Source organism: Pseudomonas sp. TE3-3-F2023, from assembly GCF_036784815.1.
GTDB classification, from domain to species: domain Bacteria; phylum Pseudomonadota; class Gammaproteobacteria; order Pseudomonadales; family Pseudomonadaceae; genus Aquipseudomonas; species Aquipseudomonas pudica.
Genome location: NZ_CP145113.1, coordinates 2,718,451 through 2,732,500, shown reverse-complemented (window position 1 = coordinate 2,732,500; position 14,050 = coordinate 2,718,451). Strand labels below are relative to the sequence as shown.

Genomic DNA, 14,050 nt, shown 5'->3' with positions numbered 1-14,050 from the left:
GACCATCGCCCTCGATCACCGCATGCGACTGCTCGGTGGCACGGTAATGTGGCATCGCGCCATTGCCATTGAAGGCGGCAATGGTCGAGAAGCTCAACGACACGAAACCTGGGCGGCGGGCACGCGCTGCACTCAATTGCTCGTCGACGGTAAGCTCGGTAATCACTTCCCGCCCGAGGCTGGCCTCGAACCAGGCGAAGAACTCGCACAAGGCCGCGCCGTCCTGCTCCATCACACGTCGGATGTGTTCAAGGTCGTCTTCACTTTTGCACGCTTTGCTCAATGTTGTTGGGTTGAGCCCCTCGACCAGTTCGACCCCGGCGGGCAGCTTATCCAGCAGGCCGCAGGTTACCCGGGCCGGATCGACCAGCAATCGACTGCCGGCCGGCATGGCGGCAAGGGCCTCGCCTGCTTTGGCGTAATCGCGCACCTCGATACCGTCGGCCGCCAGTACCTGCCTCAGGTGCTCATCAACCTTGTCCGGGCCTACGAACAGGATGGCCTGCTGCTGGCTGATCAAGGCAAAGGCGACGAACACCGGGTTGTAGGACACATCGCTACCGCGCAGGTTGAACAGCCAGGCGATGTCATCCAGGGTAGCGATGAAATGCCAGTCGGCGCCCTTGGCCTGTGCGCTCTGGCGCAACTGCGCCAGTTTTTCCGCCCGGCTCACCGTGGCGTGCGGTGGCAAATGCTGGTAGACCGGGTTGCCTGGCAGCTCCGGGCGCTCTGCCCAGACCTGCTTCAGCAGGTCCTTGTCAGTCACCAGTCGCGCGCCGCGCGCCTTCAGCCGGTCGCCCAGCTGGCGCGCCGAAGCCAGGGCCATGACCGCACCATCTACCGCCACGCTGCCATTGGTCTCGACATGGTCGCCCAGCCATTCCAGCGCGCCAGGCTTACCCGGCAACAGCTTCATCAGCTCAATGCCACTGCCCGCCAGCTCGTGTTCCGCCTGTTCCCAGTAGCGGCTGTCCACCCACAGCCCGGCAAAGTCAGCCGTGACCACCAGCGTGCCGACCGAGCCGTGGAAACCCGACAGCCACTGGCGCCCTTGCCAGTAACCGGGCAGGTATTCTGAAAGATGGGGGTCGGCCGAAGGTACCAGCAAGGCATCGATGCCCTCTGATGCCATGGCCTGGCGAACCTGCGCCAGGCGCTGCGGCACGCTTTGCCCAAAGGTGGTCTGAACGTTCATGCGCTCTCCTGCGGCTACATCACGGTTTATCCAGTGTGCCGATAATGGAACAGCAGCCGAAGCCCTGCAATCTTGGCGACCGACACACGGCATGCATTGCCCGCCATGCCGTGCGCATATCGGACATCTCCTACAGGTAGGCCAGAACCACCGATCAAGTTCCGCTGAACTTCCTCAAAGCACTGGCTTCACACTCAGTACATTCATTGCACACAGGCAAATGACCATGCCCAATGCCTGCGCCCCAAGACGCGGCGTGGTGCTGCTCGACACTCGCGCACACACCCCCGACCACGAGCATGCCGTACACCTGAAGCTTGCCGATGGCCTGGCCCGCCTGCTGGGCTGCCCGCACGTGCAACCCGACCGGCCACCAAGCGCCACCGATGGCTACTACTACCTGCCCACCGAAACCTTGGTCGATCCCAAGCGTCATGCCGCCCTGGGCATCTGCAGCGAGCAGGACCTGTTCGGCGGCCTGGTCGCACACCCCTACATGGCGACCAAGGCAATTTCCCACCCGCTGCCGGCCGGAGCCAGTTTCCCGCCAGGGTGGACCGATGCCTTCGCCCGGCAAGCCAGCGACGCCCTGCTGCGCGGCTACACCGTGTTCAGCAAGGCCGATGCGCGCACCGCCGCACAGCTGTTACTTACGGACGGCCCGTTGCGAATCAAGCCGGTACTGGCCTGCGCAGGCCGTGGGCAACAGGTCATCACCACCGCGGATGCGCTGGAACCGCTGCTGGCCGACATGGATGACCAGGACCTTGCGCTATGGGGCTTGGTGCTTGAGGAAGACCTGAGCGAAGTGCAAACCTTCAGCGTCGGCCAGGTACGCGTCGCCGGCCTGACCTGCAGTTATCACGGTACCCAGCAACTGACCCACGACCACCAGGGCACGGAAGTGTATGGCGGCTCCGACCTGGTAGTGGTGCGCGGTGACTACCAGGCACTGCTGCAACTGCCGCTGGACGAACCGCTGCGCCTGGCCATCAACCAGGCGATAGCCTACGAACAGGCCGCCGAGCAGCACTTCCCCGGCTTCATCGCCTCACGACGCAACTACGACATCGCCCGCGGCGTGAACCCACAGGGCCACCTGCGCAGCGGCGTACTCGAACAATCCTGGCGCCTGGGCGGTGCCAGCAGTGCCGAGCTGCTGGCGTTGCAGGCGTTCGCCGACGACCCGGCATTGCAACGGGTGCGTGCCTCCACCCATGAAGTGTTCGGCACCCCCGAACTGCCCACTGACGCCACCCTCTTCTACCAAGGAAACGACAGTGAACTCGGACAACTCAGCAAATTTGCGCGGATTCGCGAACATGACCATTCAGAGTGAAACCGTTGAACTGCAGGTCGAGGACGACAGCATCGTCGGCACCCTGGTCAGCCCCGGCAGCAAGATGCCGGGCATCCTCTTCGTCCACGGCTGGGGCGGCAGCCAGCAACGCGACCTGGCACGCGCCCGGCAAATTACCGGGCTGGGCTGCGTGTGCATGACCTTTGACCTGCGCGGCCACGAAAAAACCGAAAGCCAGCGGCTGACGGTTACCCGCGAACAGAACCTGACCGACCTGCTGGTTGCCTATGACCGCCTGGTAAGCCACCCAGCCGTCGACCCCAGTGCCATCGCCATCATCGGCAGCAGCTATGGCGGCTACCTGGCCACCCTGCTGACCCGCGAACGGCCGGTCAAATGGCTGGCGTTGCGGGTGCCCGCCATGTACTGGGACGACGAATGGAACCTCCCCAAGCAAACCCTCGACCGGCAACGGCTGAACGCCTACCGCCAGCGGCCGCTCGGCCCGTCGGACAACCGCGCACTGGCAGCCTGCGCCGAATTCGAGGGCGATGTACTGCTGGTGGAGTCCGAGCAGGACGACTACGTACCGCACAGCACACTGATGAGCTACCGCTCGGCATTCGTCAGTGCCCATTCCCTCACCCACCGCATGGTCGACGGTGCCGACCATGCATTGTCCAGCGAAGAGAGCCAGAAAGCCTACAGCTCGATCCTGGCGGCATGGGTCAGCGAAATGGTCATCGGCGCCCGCCTGGATCGCTACCCGCACTATGCGCCCTGGTATGCCTGAGGCTCACCCACCTGGCAATGCAGGCCGCCATCGGCGCCGCGCACCAGGCTGCGCAGGGTCTGGTAGGCAGCAAAGTTGACGCCTCTGGCCTGGTACCGACCAAGCAGTTCGAGGAATGGCTCCTCGACGAAATGCACGGCCGCTGACGACCACGCTTGCCGAGACTGCCATTGCAGGTACTGAAGCACCCGGCTGCCGTCATCGCTGGCCTGAATACTGACACCCTGCAGCCCTTCACAACGCGCGGCCAGCTCTTCGCTGCGTGCCACCAGCGCTTGGGCCAGCGCCTGCTGGAACTTGCCAGGCACTTCATATTCGATCATCTGGGTAAACCACAGGGCTTGGGATGTTGCCGTCATGAACGGTCTCCTGGCGACGGACGCGTACAGCGCGATGCCGAGCAGGGTAAAACCTCAAGTAAAGTCAAGGTCAAGCGGTTTTCCGCACCGGGAACGCTCCCGCGCCCTAACCCGATACCGCGAAGCGCCGCCGGTAATCACTCGGGGTCAGGCCGGTGATGCGCTGAAACACCTTGCGAAACGCACTTGGGTCCTGATAACCAACGCCCCAGGCGATCTGCTCGACATTGCGCCGGGTGAACTCCAGCAAGCGGCACGCCCGCCCTACCCTCACCTGCTGGCAGTATTCGGTCGGCCGTAGCCCCGTGGCAGCACGAAAACGCCGCAGAAAGGTGCGTTCCTCCAGCCCCGCGCACGCAGCCATGCCGGCAAGGTCGGCGTCCTGCCCACCGTTGCCCTGCAACCAGTGCTGCACTTTCAGCACCGCGTCATCACCATGGTCCAGGCGTGGATTGAACACTGCACCAGGCAGCGGCGCCGTGACCGGATCGACCGCAAGGTAGCGGGCAGTTTCCCGCGCCACCGTCGCGCCCATGAAACGCTCCAGCAAGCGCAAGCCCAGGTCGGTCCAGGCCATCAGCCCAGCCGAGGTGACGATGTCGCCATCGTCCAGCAATGGTTGCTGGGCCTCGACCCGCACCTTGGGAAAACGCTGGGCAAGAGAATGCACGTAGTTCCAGTGGGTGCAGGCCGGGCGCCCGTCGAGCAGGCCACTGGCGGCGATGAAGAACACCCCGATGCACACCGATGCCAGCACCGTGCCATGCCTGTGCAACTGGCATAACGACGCGCGATGGCGCTCAAGCAGGTCACCCTGCGGTGCCGACTCCAGGCTCGGGGGAATGATCAGCACCCGCAGGTTGGACTCGACAGCAGGCACGCTCTCAGGGGCAGGCTGCAACTGCCCCGCTTCGTCCGCCTGCCAGTAGCTGATCCGCACCGATGGCAACTTGACGGCCCCCAGTTCGGACGCCACCCGGTTGGCCACCAGGAACAGGTCGGCCAGCCCATGCACGGCAGCACGCTGCGCGCCGGGGTACAGCAGCAGGCCGATGTCCAGGCTGGCGGGGTTGTCAGTTTTTGCCTGCATAGTGTCGTTCGCGCCAATCCTCAGGTCAGTGCACACAGCCTATAACTAACGTCATCCAACGACTACTGCCACAGGAGGCAGCATGAGCAACCAGGCGCTGATCATCATCGACATCCAGAACGACTATTTCCCGGGCGGCAAATGGACCCTCGAGGGCGCCGACCAGGCGGCCGACAACGCTGCCCGCCTGCTCGCAGCGGCGCGTCAACGGGGCGACCTGGTGGTACATGTGCGCCATGAGTTCGAGAGCGCCGACGCGCCGTTCTTCGCGCCAGGCTCGCAGGGCGCGGCGATCCATGCCAAGGTCGAGCCTCGGGCCGACGAGCCGGTGGTGCTCAAGCACAAGGTCAACGCCTTCCTCGGCACCGACCTGAAGCACACGCTGGACCGCCATGGCGTCGAGGCCCTGACCATCGTCGGCAGCATGAGCCACATGTGCATCGACGCCGCCACCCGGGCCGCGGCCGACCTGGGTTACGAGGTGACCGTGGCGCACGACGCCTGTGCCACGTTGCCGCTGGAGTTCGATGGCAAGCAGGTGCCAGCAGCGCAGGTGCATGATTCGGCGATGGCGGCGTTGGCGTTTGCCTATGCCAAGGTGGTCAGGACCGATGAGTTGATAGGAGACTGACCGCGAGCCTTGGGTTGCCCATACGAGCCTCATCGCCGGCAAGCCAGCTCCCACGGGTCCACCTTCAGGCTCAGAGCCAGTGGGAGAACCTGTGGAAGCTGGCTGCCGGCGATGAGGCACTGAAGGCAGCAACACCTCTCGATCAAATCACCACATTGCGCACAAACCGCACCGCCACCGCCCCATCGTTGCGATAGGCATACCGGCAGTTGCTGGGAAACACATGGAACTGCCCGACCTGCAGGCGATGCTCGACCCCTTCGATAATCAGCGTCAGTTGCCCTTGCGCCACATAGATCTGCTCGCTCCAGCCCTCGGCATCAGCCTCGCTGGAATAGCACTCGCCCGGCGCCAGGGTCCATTCCCACAGCTCCACCTCGCGCCGCGCCACACTGCTACCCAGCAGCACCGCCCGGCTCTGCGGGTGTTCGCCGGCCCAGGCCAACTCTTCGATGCGCCCGGGGTCACGCTGGTCAGGTGCCTGGATCAGGGTACTGAAAGCCACGCCCAAGGCTTCGGCAATCAGGTCAAGAGTAGTCAGGCTGACATTCTTTTCGCCCGCCTCGATCGCCACAAGCATGCGCCGGCTGACCCCGGAGCGCTCCGCCAGCATCGTCTGGCTCATGCCCGCGGCGTTGCGCAGGCTGCGTACATTGAGGCTGACATGTTGCAGCACCGATGCCCGGTGCGAGGAATCTTTGTGCACTATATTGCTCACTGGTCGGTATTGCGCAGTATACTGCCCACTTTGCGGCGATTGTGCGCCGCCCTCTCCGAGTGCGCAAGACCATGAACCAGCCCAGCAACAAGCCAACCCCTGCCATAACCTTTCGCCTGAGCAAGGCCGAACTGGTGCTGGTGTTCATCACCATGCTGTGGGGCGGCACTTTCCTGCTGGTGCACAACGTGATGACCGTCAGCGGCCCGATGTTCTTCGTCGGCCTGCGCTTCGCTGCAGCCGCGCTGTTCGTCGGAGTGGTCTCGGCGCGGGCGCTGCCTGGGCTGACCTTCACCGAACTGAAGGCCGGCATGCTGATCGGGGTGTCGATCATGCTCGGCTACGGCCTGCAGACCATGGGCCTGCAAACCATCAGCAGCAGCCAGTCGGCGTTCATCACCGCGCTGTACGTACCATTCGTGCCGCTGCTGCAATGGCTGGTGCTGGGCCGGCGCCCCGGCCTGATGCCCAGCATTGGTATCGGCCTGGCGTTCATCGGCCTGATGCTGCTGGCCGGCCCGGAGGGGGGCAGCCTGCACTTCAGCGAAGGCGAGCTGGTAACCCTGGTCAGCGCCGTGGCCATTGCCGGCGAAATCATCCTGATCAGCCGCTACGCCGGCCAGGTCGATGTGCGCCGGGTCACCGTGGTGCAACTGGCGACCGCCTCGCTGCTGGCGTTCCTGATGATCGTGCCGACCCATGAGCGCATCCCCGACTTTTCCTGGCTGCTGCTGGCCAGTGCCGTGGGCCTGGGCGCCATGAGCGCGGTGATCCAGGTGGCAATGAACTGGGCGCAGAAGTCGGTCTCGCCCACCCGCGCCACCCTCATCTATGCCGGCGAACCGGTATGGGCCGGGATCGTCGGGCGCATCGCCGGTGAGCGCCTGCCGGGCGTGGCACTGCTCGGTGGCCTGCTGATCGTGATCGCGGTGGTGGTAAGCGAACTCAAGGTGCGCCGCCCGCGCGAGGTGGCCGAAGCACGGGAAGCGCAGGGTGAAGGCGAGCGCCAGGCTGGCCTGTAAAGCCGCCAACTACGACTATGCTTTGTAAGAATCTGTTATAAAAAAACAGCTTGTCACAGCCTGTTTGTAGGATTCTGCGACAGCTTGCGTGTTGGTGATCAACCCCTCGGCACGTATGATTCTTTGCAAACTTCTCCAGAATAGAACGCTATGTCATTGATAGTGCTATTGCTTCTGCCGTTCGTGGGCAGTTGCCTGGCAGCCGTGCTGCCGCACAACGCACGTAACGCGGAGTCCATTCTCGCCGGGCTCGTGGCCCTGGTCGGCACTGTCCAGGTAGCACTGCTGTACCCTCAGGTTGCCCACGGCGGCGTGATTCGCGAAGAATTCCTCTGGCTGCCCAGCCTGGGGTTGAACCTGGTGCTGCGCATGGACGGCTTCGCCTGGCTGTTCTCGCTGCTGGTGCTGGGCATCGGTACGCTGGTGTCGCTGTATGCCCGCTATTACATGTCGCCACAAGACCCGGTGCCGCGCTTCTTCGCCTTCTTCCTCGCCTTCATGGGCGCCATGCTCGGCCTGGTGATCTCCGGCAACCTGATCCAGCTGGTGTTCTTCTGGGAACTCACCAGCCTGTTCTCGTTCCTGCTGATCGGCTACTGGCACCACCGTGCCGACGCCCGCCGCGGCGCCTACATGGCGCTGATGGTCACGGGCGCGGGCGGCTTGTGCCTGCTGGTGGGTGCCCTGCTGCTCGGCCATGTGGTCGGCAGCTACGACCTGGACAAGGTCCTGGCTGCCGGCAACACCATCCGCCAGCATGCCCTGTACCCGGTGCTGCTGCCACTGATCCTCATTGGCGCCCTGAGCAAGAGCGCACAATTCCCCTTCCAGTTCTGGCTGCCCCATGCCATGGCAGCGCCCACTCCGGTATCGGCCTATCTGCACTCGGCGACCATGGTCAAGGCCGGGGTGTTCCTGCTCGCGCGCCTGTGGCCGGTGCTGTCGGGCAGCGAGGAGTGGTTCTGGATAGTCGGCGGTGCCGGCGCTCTCACCCTCCTGCTCGGCGCCTTCGCCGCCATGTTCCAGAACGACCTCAAGGGCCTGCTGGCGTACTCGACCATCAGCCACCTGGGCCTGATTACCCTGCTGCTGGGCCTGAACAGCCCGCTGGCCGCCGTCGCGGCGGTGTTCCACATTCTCAACCACGCCACCTTCAAGGCCTCGTTGTTCATGGCCGCCGGCATCATCGACCACGAAAGCGGTACCCGTGACATCCGCCGCCTCAGCGGGCTGATACGCCTGGTGCCATACACCGCCACCCTGGCCATGGTGGCCAGCGCGTCGATGGCCGGCGTGCCGCTGATGAACGGTTTCCTGTCCAAGGAAATGTTCTTCGCCGAAACGGTGTTCATCAGCTCCACTGCCTGGGTCGAGGCCACGCTGCCGGTCATCGCCACCCTGGCCGGCACCTTCAGCGTGGCCTATGCCCTGCGTTTCACCGTCGATGTGTTCTTCGGCCCCACTGCGCAGGACCTCCCGCACACCCCGCACGAACCGCCACGCTGGATGCGTGCGCCGGTCGAACTGCTGGTGCTTACCTGCCTGGTGGTGGGCATCTTCCCTGCCCAGTCGGTAGGCCCGCTGCTGGCCGCCGCCGCCCTGCCGGTGGTGGGCGGCACCCTGCCGGAATACAGCCTGGCCATCTGGCATGGCTGGAACGCGCCGCTGATCATGAGCCTGGTGGCCATGAGCGGCGGTATCGTGCTGTACCTGTTACTGCGCAAGCAACTGCGCCTGGGCCGCTTCCCCTACCCGCCGGTGATGGAGCGTTTCAACGGCAAGCGCCTGTTCGAACACGGCCAGGTGCAACTGATGCTGCTGGCGCGGCGCATCGAGCGCCTGCTCACCAGCCGCCGCCTGCAGTCGCAGCTGTTCATGCTGGTGCTCGCCGCCTTCCTCGCCGGCCTCACCCCCATGCTCTACAGCGGCCTGAGCTGGGGCGACCGGCCGAAGATTCCCGGCTCGGGCGTATTCGTCGCGCTGTGGCTGATCGCCATTGCCTGCGCCATCGGCGCCGCCTACCAGGCCAAGTATCACCGTTTGGCGGCGTTGATCATGGTCAGCGTCTGCGGCCTGATGACCTGCATCACCTTCGTCTGGTTCTCCGCGCCTGACCTGGCCCTGACCCAGTTGGTAGTGGAAGTGGTCACCACCGTGCTGATCCTGCTCGGCCTGCGCTGGCTGCCGCGGCGGATCGAAGGCGTATCGCCGCTGCCGGGCAGCCTGGAGCGTGCGCGCATGCGTCGCCTGCGCGACCTGCTGCTGGCGGTGCTGGTAGGCGGCGGCATGGCCCTGCTGTCCTATGCCATGCTCACCCGGCCCACGCCGAACGACATTTCCTCGTTCTACCTGAGCCGGGCACTGCCCCAGGGCGGTGGCACCAACGTGGTCAATGTCATGCTGGTCGACTTCCGTGGTTTCGATACCCTCGGTGAAATCACCGTGCTGGTGGCCGTTGCGCTGACCGTGTTCGCCCTGCTGCGGCGCTTCCGCCCGCCGAAGGAAAGCATGCAACTGCCGGCGCAGCAGCGTCAGCTGGCACCCGACGTGGTCACCGACCTGATCAACCCGCGGCATGCCACTGACACCGCCCTGGGCTTCATGATGGTGCCCGCGGTGCTGGTGCGCCTGCTGCTGCCGATCGCCCTGCTTGTGTCGATGTACCTGTTCATGCGTGGCCACAACCAGCCCGGTGGCGGCTTCGTTGCGGGCCTGGTGATGTCGGTGGCGTTCATCCTGCAGTACATGGTGGCCGGCACCCAGTGGGTCGAGGCGCAGATGAGCCTGCGCCCGCTGCGCTGGATGGGTACCGGGCTGCTGTGCGCAACCCTGACCGGCGCGGGCGCCATGCTGCTGGGCTACCCGTTCCTCACCACCCATACCGCCCACCTGCACCTGCCGTTGCTCGGCGATGTGCATGTGGCCAGCGCGCTGTTCTTCGATGTCGGCGTGTTCACCGTGGTGGTCGGCTCGACCCTGCTGATCCTCACTGCCCTGGCGCACCAGTCGGTGCGCGCCTACCGCCCGGGCAACCCGGCGAAAACCAGCCAAGCAGGAGCCGCCTGATGGAAGAAGTGATTGCAGTTGCCATCGGCGTGCTGGCCGCCTCGGGGGTGTGGCTGATCCTGCGCCCGCGGACCTACCAGGTAATCATGGGCCTGTGCCTGTTGTCGTACGGGGTCAACCTGTTCATCTTCAGCATGGGCAGCCTGTTCATCGGCAAGGAACCAATCATCAAGGACGGCGTGCCCCAGGACCTGCTGCATTACACCGACCCACTGCCGCAAGCCCTGGTGCTCACCGCCATCGTCATCAGCTTCGCCATGACCGCGCTGTTCCTGGTGGTGTTGCTGGCCTCGCGCGGTCTGACCGGTACCGACCACGTGGATGGCCGGGAGCGTGACGAATGAGTGGCATGAGCCAATTGATCATCGCGCCTATCCTGCTGCCCCTGGTGACGGCGGCAGTGATGTTGCTGCTGGGCGAGAAACACCGGCAGACAAAAGCCCGGCTGAACCTGCTGTCGACCTTCGCCGGCCTGGCCATCGCGGTCAGCCTGCTACTGTGGGTGCGCACCCAGGGCCAGGCGGAATCGATCGGTGTCTACCTGCCAGGGAACTGGCCGGCGCCGTTCGGCATCGTGCTGGTGGTCGACCACCTGTCGGCCCTGCTGCTGACCCTCACCGGCATCATCGGCTTCAGTGCCCTGCTGTTTGCCCGCGCCCGCTGGGACGGTGCCGGGGCCAGTTTCCACGCACTGTTCCAGATCCAGCTGATGGGCCTGTACGGCGCTTTCCTCACCGCCGACCTGTTCAACCTGTTCGTGTTCTTCGAGGTGCTGCTGGCCGCTTCCTATGGCCTGCTGCTGCATGGCTCGGGCCGCGCCCGGGTGCGTGCCGGCCTGCACTACATTGCCATCAACCTGTTCGCCTCGTCGCTGTTCCTGATCGGCGCAGCGATGCTCTATGGCGTGACCGGCACCCTGAACATGGCCGACCTGGCCTTGAAGATCCCGCTGGTGCCGGAGGCCGACCGTGGCCTGCTACACGCCGGCGCGGCGATTCTGGCCATGGCCTTCCTGGTCAAGGCCGGTATCTGGCCGCTGAACTTCTGGCTGGTGCCGGCCTATGCCTCGGCCAGTGCGCCGGTGGCTGCGCTGTTCGCCATCATGACCAAGGTCGGCCTGTATGCCGTGCTGCGCCTGTGGACACTGCTGTTCTCCGGGCAGGCCGGGGCCTCTGCGCACTTCGGTGGTGAATGGCTGGTATATGGTGGCCTGGTCACCCTGGCGGTGGCAGCGGTGTCAATCCTGGCCGCACAGCGCCTGGAGCGCATGGCCGCACTCAGCATCCTGGTTTCGGCCGGCACTCTGCTCGGCGCCGTCGGTTTCGCTCAATCGGCGCTGACAGGTGCCGCCTTGTTCTACCTGGTCAACTCGACCCTGGCGCTGTGCGCTCTGTTCCTGCTCGCCGAACTGGTCGAACGTTCACGTTCGGCCAACGAGGCGCCACTTCAGGACGAAGAAGGCACCATGCCGCCACCGTTGGAATCACTGCACCCGCCCAAGGGCATCAACCTCGATGACGAGCAGAAGGTGGTGATCGGCCAGATCATCCCGTGGACCATGGCCTTCCTCGGCATGAGCTTCATCGCCTGCGCCCTGCTGATCATCGGCATGCCGCCGCTGTCGGGCTTTGTCGGCAAGCTCAACCTGATCAGCGCACTGTTCAACCCGCAGGGGCTGGGCGTACCTGCCGAGCAGCCGCTGGGCACGGCGGGCTGGGGCCTGGTGGCGTTGCTGATCCTGTCTGGCATGGCTTCGCTGATCGCCTTCGGCCGCGTCGGCATCCAGCGCTTCTGGAAGCCTGAGGAACGCCCGTCGCCGGTGCTGCGCCGCTACGAATGCCTCCCCATTGTCATCCTGTTGGGCCTGTGCATTATCCTCAGCTTCAAGGCCGAGCCGCTGCTGCGCTACACCCAGGACACCGCCGCCAGCCTGCAGGCGCCCGAAGCCTATATCGAAGCCGTGATGGCCGCCCGGCCGATTCCTGGCCCCACCTCGCTCGACGTACAGGTGCAGCCATGAATCGACTGTTCCCCGCACCGCTGTTATCGGTTTCGCTGTTCGGCCTGTGGCTGCTGCTGAACCTTTCGGTCAGCCCCGGCAACCTCTTGCTGGCAGCCGCGCTCGGCGTGCTGGCGCCGCTGCTGATGGCACCGCTGCGCCCGCAGCATGCCCATGTACGGCGGCCGCTGGCCATCGCCCGGCTGGTTGCCCGGGTCGGCATCGATGTGATCATGTCCAACCTGCTGGTTGCCCGCGGCGTGCTGCGCGCCGGCAAGCAGCCACCCCGCTCGGCGTTCGTGCACATTCCACTGGCCCTGCGCGACCCGCATGGCCTGGCGGCGTTGTCGATGATTACCACGGTGGTGCCCGGCACGGTCTGGTCCGAGCTGGCGCTGGACCGCAGCGTGTTGCTGCTGCATGTGTTCGACCTGGACGATGAGGCGGCCTTCATCCAGCACTTCAAGGACACCTACGAACGCCCGCTGATGGAGATTTTCCAATGACAGGCCTGCTCGCCAATGCTGTCCTCGCCAGCCTGTTCATCTTCGCCCTGGCCATGGCCCTGGCACTTATCCGGCTGTTCCGCGGCCCGTCCGCCCAGGACCGAGTGCTGGCGCTGGACTACCTGTACATCCTGGCCATGCTGACCATGCTGGTACTGGGAATCCGTTATGCCAGTGACACCTACTTCGAAGGTGCCCTGCTGATTGCGCTGTTCGGTTTCGTTGGCTCGTTTGCCCTGGCCAAGTTCCTGCTGCGCGGTGAGGTGATCGAATGACTGAAACCCTGCAACTCCCCTTCTGGCTGGAGCTGGTCGTTGCCGCGCTGCTGCTGACCGGCAGCCTGTTTGCCCTGATCGGTGCCGTGGGCCTGTTGCGGCTGAAGGACTACTTCCAGCGCATGCACCCGCCGGCATTGGCCTCGACGATTGGTGCCTGGTGCGTGGCACTGGCTTCGATCATCTATTTTTCCTGGCTCAAGGAAGCCCCGGTGCTGCACGCCTGGTTGATTCCGATCCTGCTGTCGATCACCGTACCGGTGACCACGCTGTTGCTGGCCCGGGCAGCGCTATTCCGCAAGCGTATGGCGAAAGAGCCGGTACCTGAAGAGGTCAGCAGCGGCCGCGATCGCGGTAACTGAAAAGTCGCCGCCTCATCCTTGGGCCAGGCGCTGCAACTCGCGCCGGACCATGGCGGCATAAGGCGGCGGGCCAAGGCGATACAATTCGCCTGCCACCCAGTTCAACCAGGCGCCTTGCAGCTCTTCGCGCCTGGCCAGCAAACGCTCGGCCTCGGCCACGGCATCCGCGTGATGCTGCCGATGAAACTCGGCACGTGTTGCGGGCGTATCGTCACTGAGGGTCATTCACTGGCCTTGAAGGTGGTCAGCTCACCTTTGCGCCATTTGGCAACCTTGCCGGTCACCGCCTTGAGCAACTTGCCCAGGCCTTCCTGCACTTGCTGCTGCGCGGCGAATACCAGCATCACACCGTGGCCTTCACGGAACACGATGCCCTCGCCTTCGGGCACCGACACGAAGGCATAGTCGCCCACGCCATATACGTTCAGCTTGATTTCACGAAAGCGCATTTCCAGCTTGCCGCCTTCCCGGCTGGGCAGAACGGCGGCGCGAAAATGGTCGCCAACCTTCAGTTCCAATCGCTGCTTGTCATCGACGACCAATGCACTTTCGGTGTCGATTTCGGCCATGTACAGGCCTTCGGGACTCTGTTCGGTGACATAGACGAAGCGGCCCTGAAACAGCTGGGCCAATTTACCGCGCAAGTCGCCCAAGGCGAACAACGCATGGGTATCAAGAGTGCTGACTGCCAATGAAGTAATCCTCAACCGGTTACAACCCGCCCTCACCCAAGC

General features: G+C 64.5%; 16 protein-coding genes (1 of these 16 cut by a window edge). 10 read left to right on the top strand and 6 right to left on the bottom strand.

Annotated elements, in window-relative coordinates:
* Positions 1 to 1,195, bottom strand: the 5' portion of a protein-coding gene (locus tag V3314_RS12405; RefSeq protein WP_046617136.1) for an aminopeptidase P family protein. Its footprint begins 614 nt before the window's first position; the window shows 1,195 of its 1,809 coding nt (coding positions 1–1,195); its start codon is at positions 1,193 to 1,195; its stop codon lies beyond the left edge, outside the window.
* 220 nt (positions 1,196 to 1,415) lie between these two features.
* On the opposite strand from V3314_RS12405, the gene V3314_RS12400 reads away from it, so the two are divergent.
* Positions 1,416 to 2,534, top strand: a complete 1,119-nt coding sequence (locus V3314_RS12400) for a DUF3182 family protein (RefSeq protein ID WP_046617137.1) — start codon at positions 1,416 to 1,418, stop codon at positions 2,532 to 2,534.
* Positions 2,518 to 3,288: an alpha/beta fold hydrolase gene (locus V3314_RS12395; protein WP_046617138.1), complete on the top strand. Its 771-nt coding sequence runs from the start codon at positions 2,518 to 2,520 to the stop codon at positions 3,286 to 3,288. The genes V3314_RS12400 and V3314_RS12395 overlap by 17 nt, the downstream gene beginning before the upstream one ends.
* On the opposite strand, the gene V3314_RS12390 is transcribed toward V3314_RS12395, so the two are convergent.
* Together V3314_RS12390 and V3314_RS12385 are read right to left on the bottom strand one after the other, a co-directional pair.
* Positions 3,267 to 3,647 carry an antibiotic biosynthesis monooxygenase gene (locus V3314_RS12390; RefSeq protein WP_046617139.1) on the bottom strand — a complete coding sequence of 127 codons (381 nt, stop codon included), beginning with the start codon at positions 3,645 to 3,647 and terminating at the stop codon, positions 3,267 to 3,269. The two genes, V3314_RS12395 and V3314_RS12390, sit on opposite strands and share 22 nt — an antisense overlap.
* Positions 3,648 to 3,753: 106 nt before the next feature.
* A complete protein-coding gene (locus tag V3314_RS12385; RefSeq protein ID WP_085602313.1) occupies positions 3,754 to 4,737 on the bottom strand; it encodes a helix-turn-helix domain-containing protein in 984 nt (327 codons plus the stop codon).
* An 82-nt stretch (positions 4,738 to 4,819) separates the two neighbouring features.
* Between V3314_RS12385 and V3314_RS12380 the strand changes: the two genes are divergently transcribed.
* Positions 4,820 to 5,368: a cysteine hydrolase family protein gene (locus V3314_RS12380; protein ID WP_085602312.1), complete on the top strand. Its 549-nt coding sequence runs from the start codon at positions 4,820 to 4,822 to the stop codon at positions 5,366 to 5,368.
* A gap of 142 nt (positions 5,369 to 5,510) precedes the next feature.
* On the opposite strand, the gene V3314_RS12375 is transcribed toward V3314_RS12380, so the two are convergent.
* Entirely contained in the window at positions 5,511 to 6,074 is a 564-nt protein-coding gene (locus V3314_RS12375; protein ID WP_046617142.1) for an XRE family transcriptional regulator, read from the bottom strand.
* Between the two features lie 83 nt (positions 6,075 to 6,157).
* Here V3314_RS12375 and V3314_RS12370 point away from each other — a divergent pair, with 83 nt between their 5' ends.
* The 7 genes from V3314_RS12370 (at position 6,158) to V3314_RS12340 (ending at position 13,316) form a co-directional block, all read left to right on the top strand.
* Entirely contained in the window at positions 6,158 to 7,108 is a 951-nt protein-coding gene (locus V3314_RS12370; RefSeq protein ID WP_196188897.1) for a DMT family transporter, read from the top strand.
* Between the two features lie 150 nt (positions 7,109 to 7,258).
* Positions 7,259 to 10,174 carry a monovalent cation/H+ antiporter subunit A gene (locus V3314_RS12365; RefSeq protein WP_046617144.1) on the top strand — a complete coding sequence of 972 codons (2,916 nt, stop codon included), beginning with the start codon at positions 7,259 to 7,261 and terminating at the stop codon, positions 10,172 to 10,174.
* Positions 10,174 to 10,518 (top strand): Na+/H+ antiporter subunit C, encoded by a 345-nt coding sequence (locus V3314_RS12360; protein WP_013971840.1) that lies wholly within the window; start codon positions 10,174 to 10,176, stop codon positions 10,516 to 10,518. Before V3314_RS12365 ends, V3314_RS12360 begins: the two co-directional genes overlap by 1 nt.
* The gene (locus V3314_RS12355; protein WP_338460279.1) at positions 10,515 to 12,194 is read left to right on the top strand and encodes a monovalent cation/H+ antiporter subunit D; all 1,680 of its coding nucleotides are present in this window, start codon (positions 10,515 to 10,517) and stop codon (positions 12,192 to 12,194) included. Before V3314_RS12360 ends, V3314_RS12355 begins: the two co-directional genes overlap by 4 nt.
* Complete coding sequence (locus tag V3314_RS12350; RefSeq protein ID WP_046617146.1) at positions 12,191 to 12,679, top strand: Na+/H+ antiporter subunit E; 489 nt, start codon at positions 12,191 to 12,193, stop codon at positions 12,677 to 12,679. Before V3314_RS12355 ends, V3314_RS12350 begins: the two co-directional genes overlap by 4 nt.
* Positions 12,676 to 12,954: a K+/H+ antiporter subunit F gene (locus V3314_RS12345; protein ID WP_003259015.1), complete on the top strand. Its 279-nt coding sequence runs from the start codon at positions 12,676 to 12,678 to the stop codon at positions 12,952 to 12,954. The genes V3314_RS12350 and V3314_RS12345 overlap by 4 nt, the downstream gene beginning before the upstream one ends.
* Positions 12,951 to 13,316 carry a Na+/H+ antiporter subunit G gene (locus V3314_RS12340; RefSeq protein ID WP_046617147.1) on the top strand — a complete coding sequence of 122 codons (366 nt, stop codon included), beginning with the start codon at positions 12,951 to 12,953 and terminating at the stop codon, positions 13,314 to 13,316. The genes V3314_RS12345 and V3314_RS12340 overlap by 4 nt, the downstream gene beginning before the upstream one ends.
* A 12-nt stretch (positions 13,317 to 13,328) precedes the next feature.
* Here the strand turns inward: V3314_RS12340 and V3314_RS12335 are convergent, their stop codons facing one another.
* Positions 13,329 to 13,541 (bottom strand): hypothetical protein, encoded by a 213-nt coding sequence (locus V3314_RS12335; protein ID WP_046617148.1) that lies wholly within the window; start codon positions 13,539 to 13,541, stop codon positions 13,329 to 13,331.
* A complete protein-coding gene (locus V3314_RS12330) occupies positions 13,538 to 14,008 on the bottom strand; it encodes a hypothetical protein (protein ID WP_003259020.1) in 471 nt (156 codons plus the stop codon). Before V3314_RS12330 ends, V3314_RS12335 begins: the two co-directional genes overlap by 4 nt.
* Positions 14,009 to 14,050: the final 42 nt, after the last annotated feature.

Excerpts from the sequence above, each read along its gene's own strand:
- V3314_RS12345 (WP_003259015.1), top strand. The coding sequence starts at position 12,676 with ATGACAGGCCTGCTCGCCAATGCTGTCCTCGCCAGCCTGTTCATCTTC.
- V3314_RS12400 (WP_046617137.1), top strand. The coding sequence starts at position 1,416 with ATGACCATGCCCAATGCCTGCGCCCCAAGACGCGGCGTGGTGCTGCTC.
- V3314_RS12340 (WP_046617147.1), top strand. The coding sequence starts at position 12,951 with ATGACTGAAACCCTGCAACTCCCCTTCTGGCTGGAGCTGGTCGTTGCC.
- V3314_RS12350 (WP_046617146.1), top strand. The coding sequence starts at position 12,191 with ATGAATCGACTGTTCCCCGCACCGCTGTTATCGGTTTCGCTGTTCGGC.
- V3314_RS12355 (WP_338460279.1), top strand. The coding sequence starts at position 10,515 with ATGAGTGGCATGAGCCAATTGATCATCGCGCCTATCCTGCTGCCCCTG.
- V3314_RS12360 (WP_013971840.1), top strand. The coding sequence starts at position 10,174 with ATGGAAGAAGTGATTGCAGTTGCCATCGGCGTGCTGGCCGCCTCGGGG.
- V3314_RS12365 (WP_046617144.1), top strand. The coding sequence starts at position 7,259 with ATGTCATTGATAGTGCTATTGCTTCTGCCGTTCGTGGGCAGTTGCCTG.
- V3314_RS12385 (WP_085602313.1), bottom strand. The coding sequence starts at position 4,737 with ATGCAGGCAAAAACTGACAACCCCGCCAGCCTGGACATCGGCCTGCTG.
- V3314_RS12370 (WP_196188897.1), top strand. The coding sequence starts at position 6,158 with ATGAACCAGCCCAGCAACAAGCCAACCCCTGCCATAACCTTTCGCCTG.
- V3314_RS12395 (WP_046617138.1), top strand. The coding sequence starts at position 2,518 with ATGACCATTCAGAGTGAAACCGTTGAACTGCAGGTCGAGGACGACAGC.
- V3314_RS12390 (WP_046617139.1), bottom strand. The coding sequence starts at position 3,647 with ATGACGGCAACATCCCAAGCCCTGTGGTTTACCCAGATGATCGAATAT.
- V3314_RS12335 (WP_046617148.1), bottom strand. The coding sequence starts at position 13,541 with ATGACCCTCAGTGACGATACGCCCGCAACACGTGCCGAGTTTCATCGG.
- V3314_RS12380 (WP_085602312.1), top strand. The coding sequence starts at position 4,820 with ATGAGCAACCAGGCGCTGATCATCATCGACATCCAGAACGACTATTTC.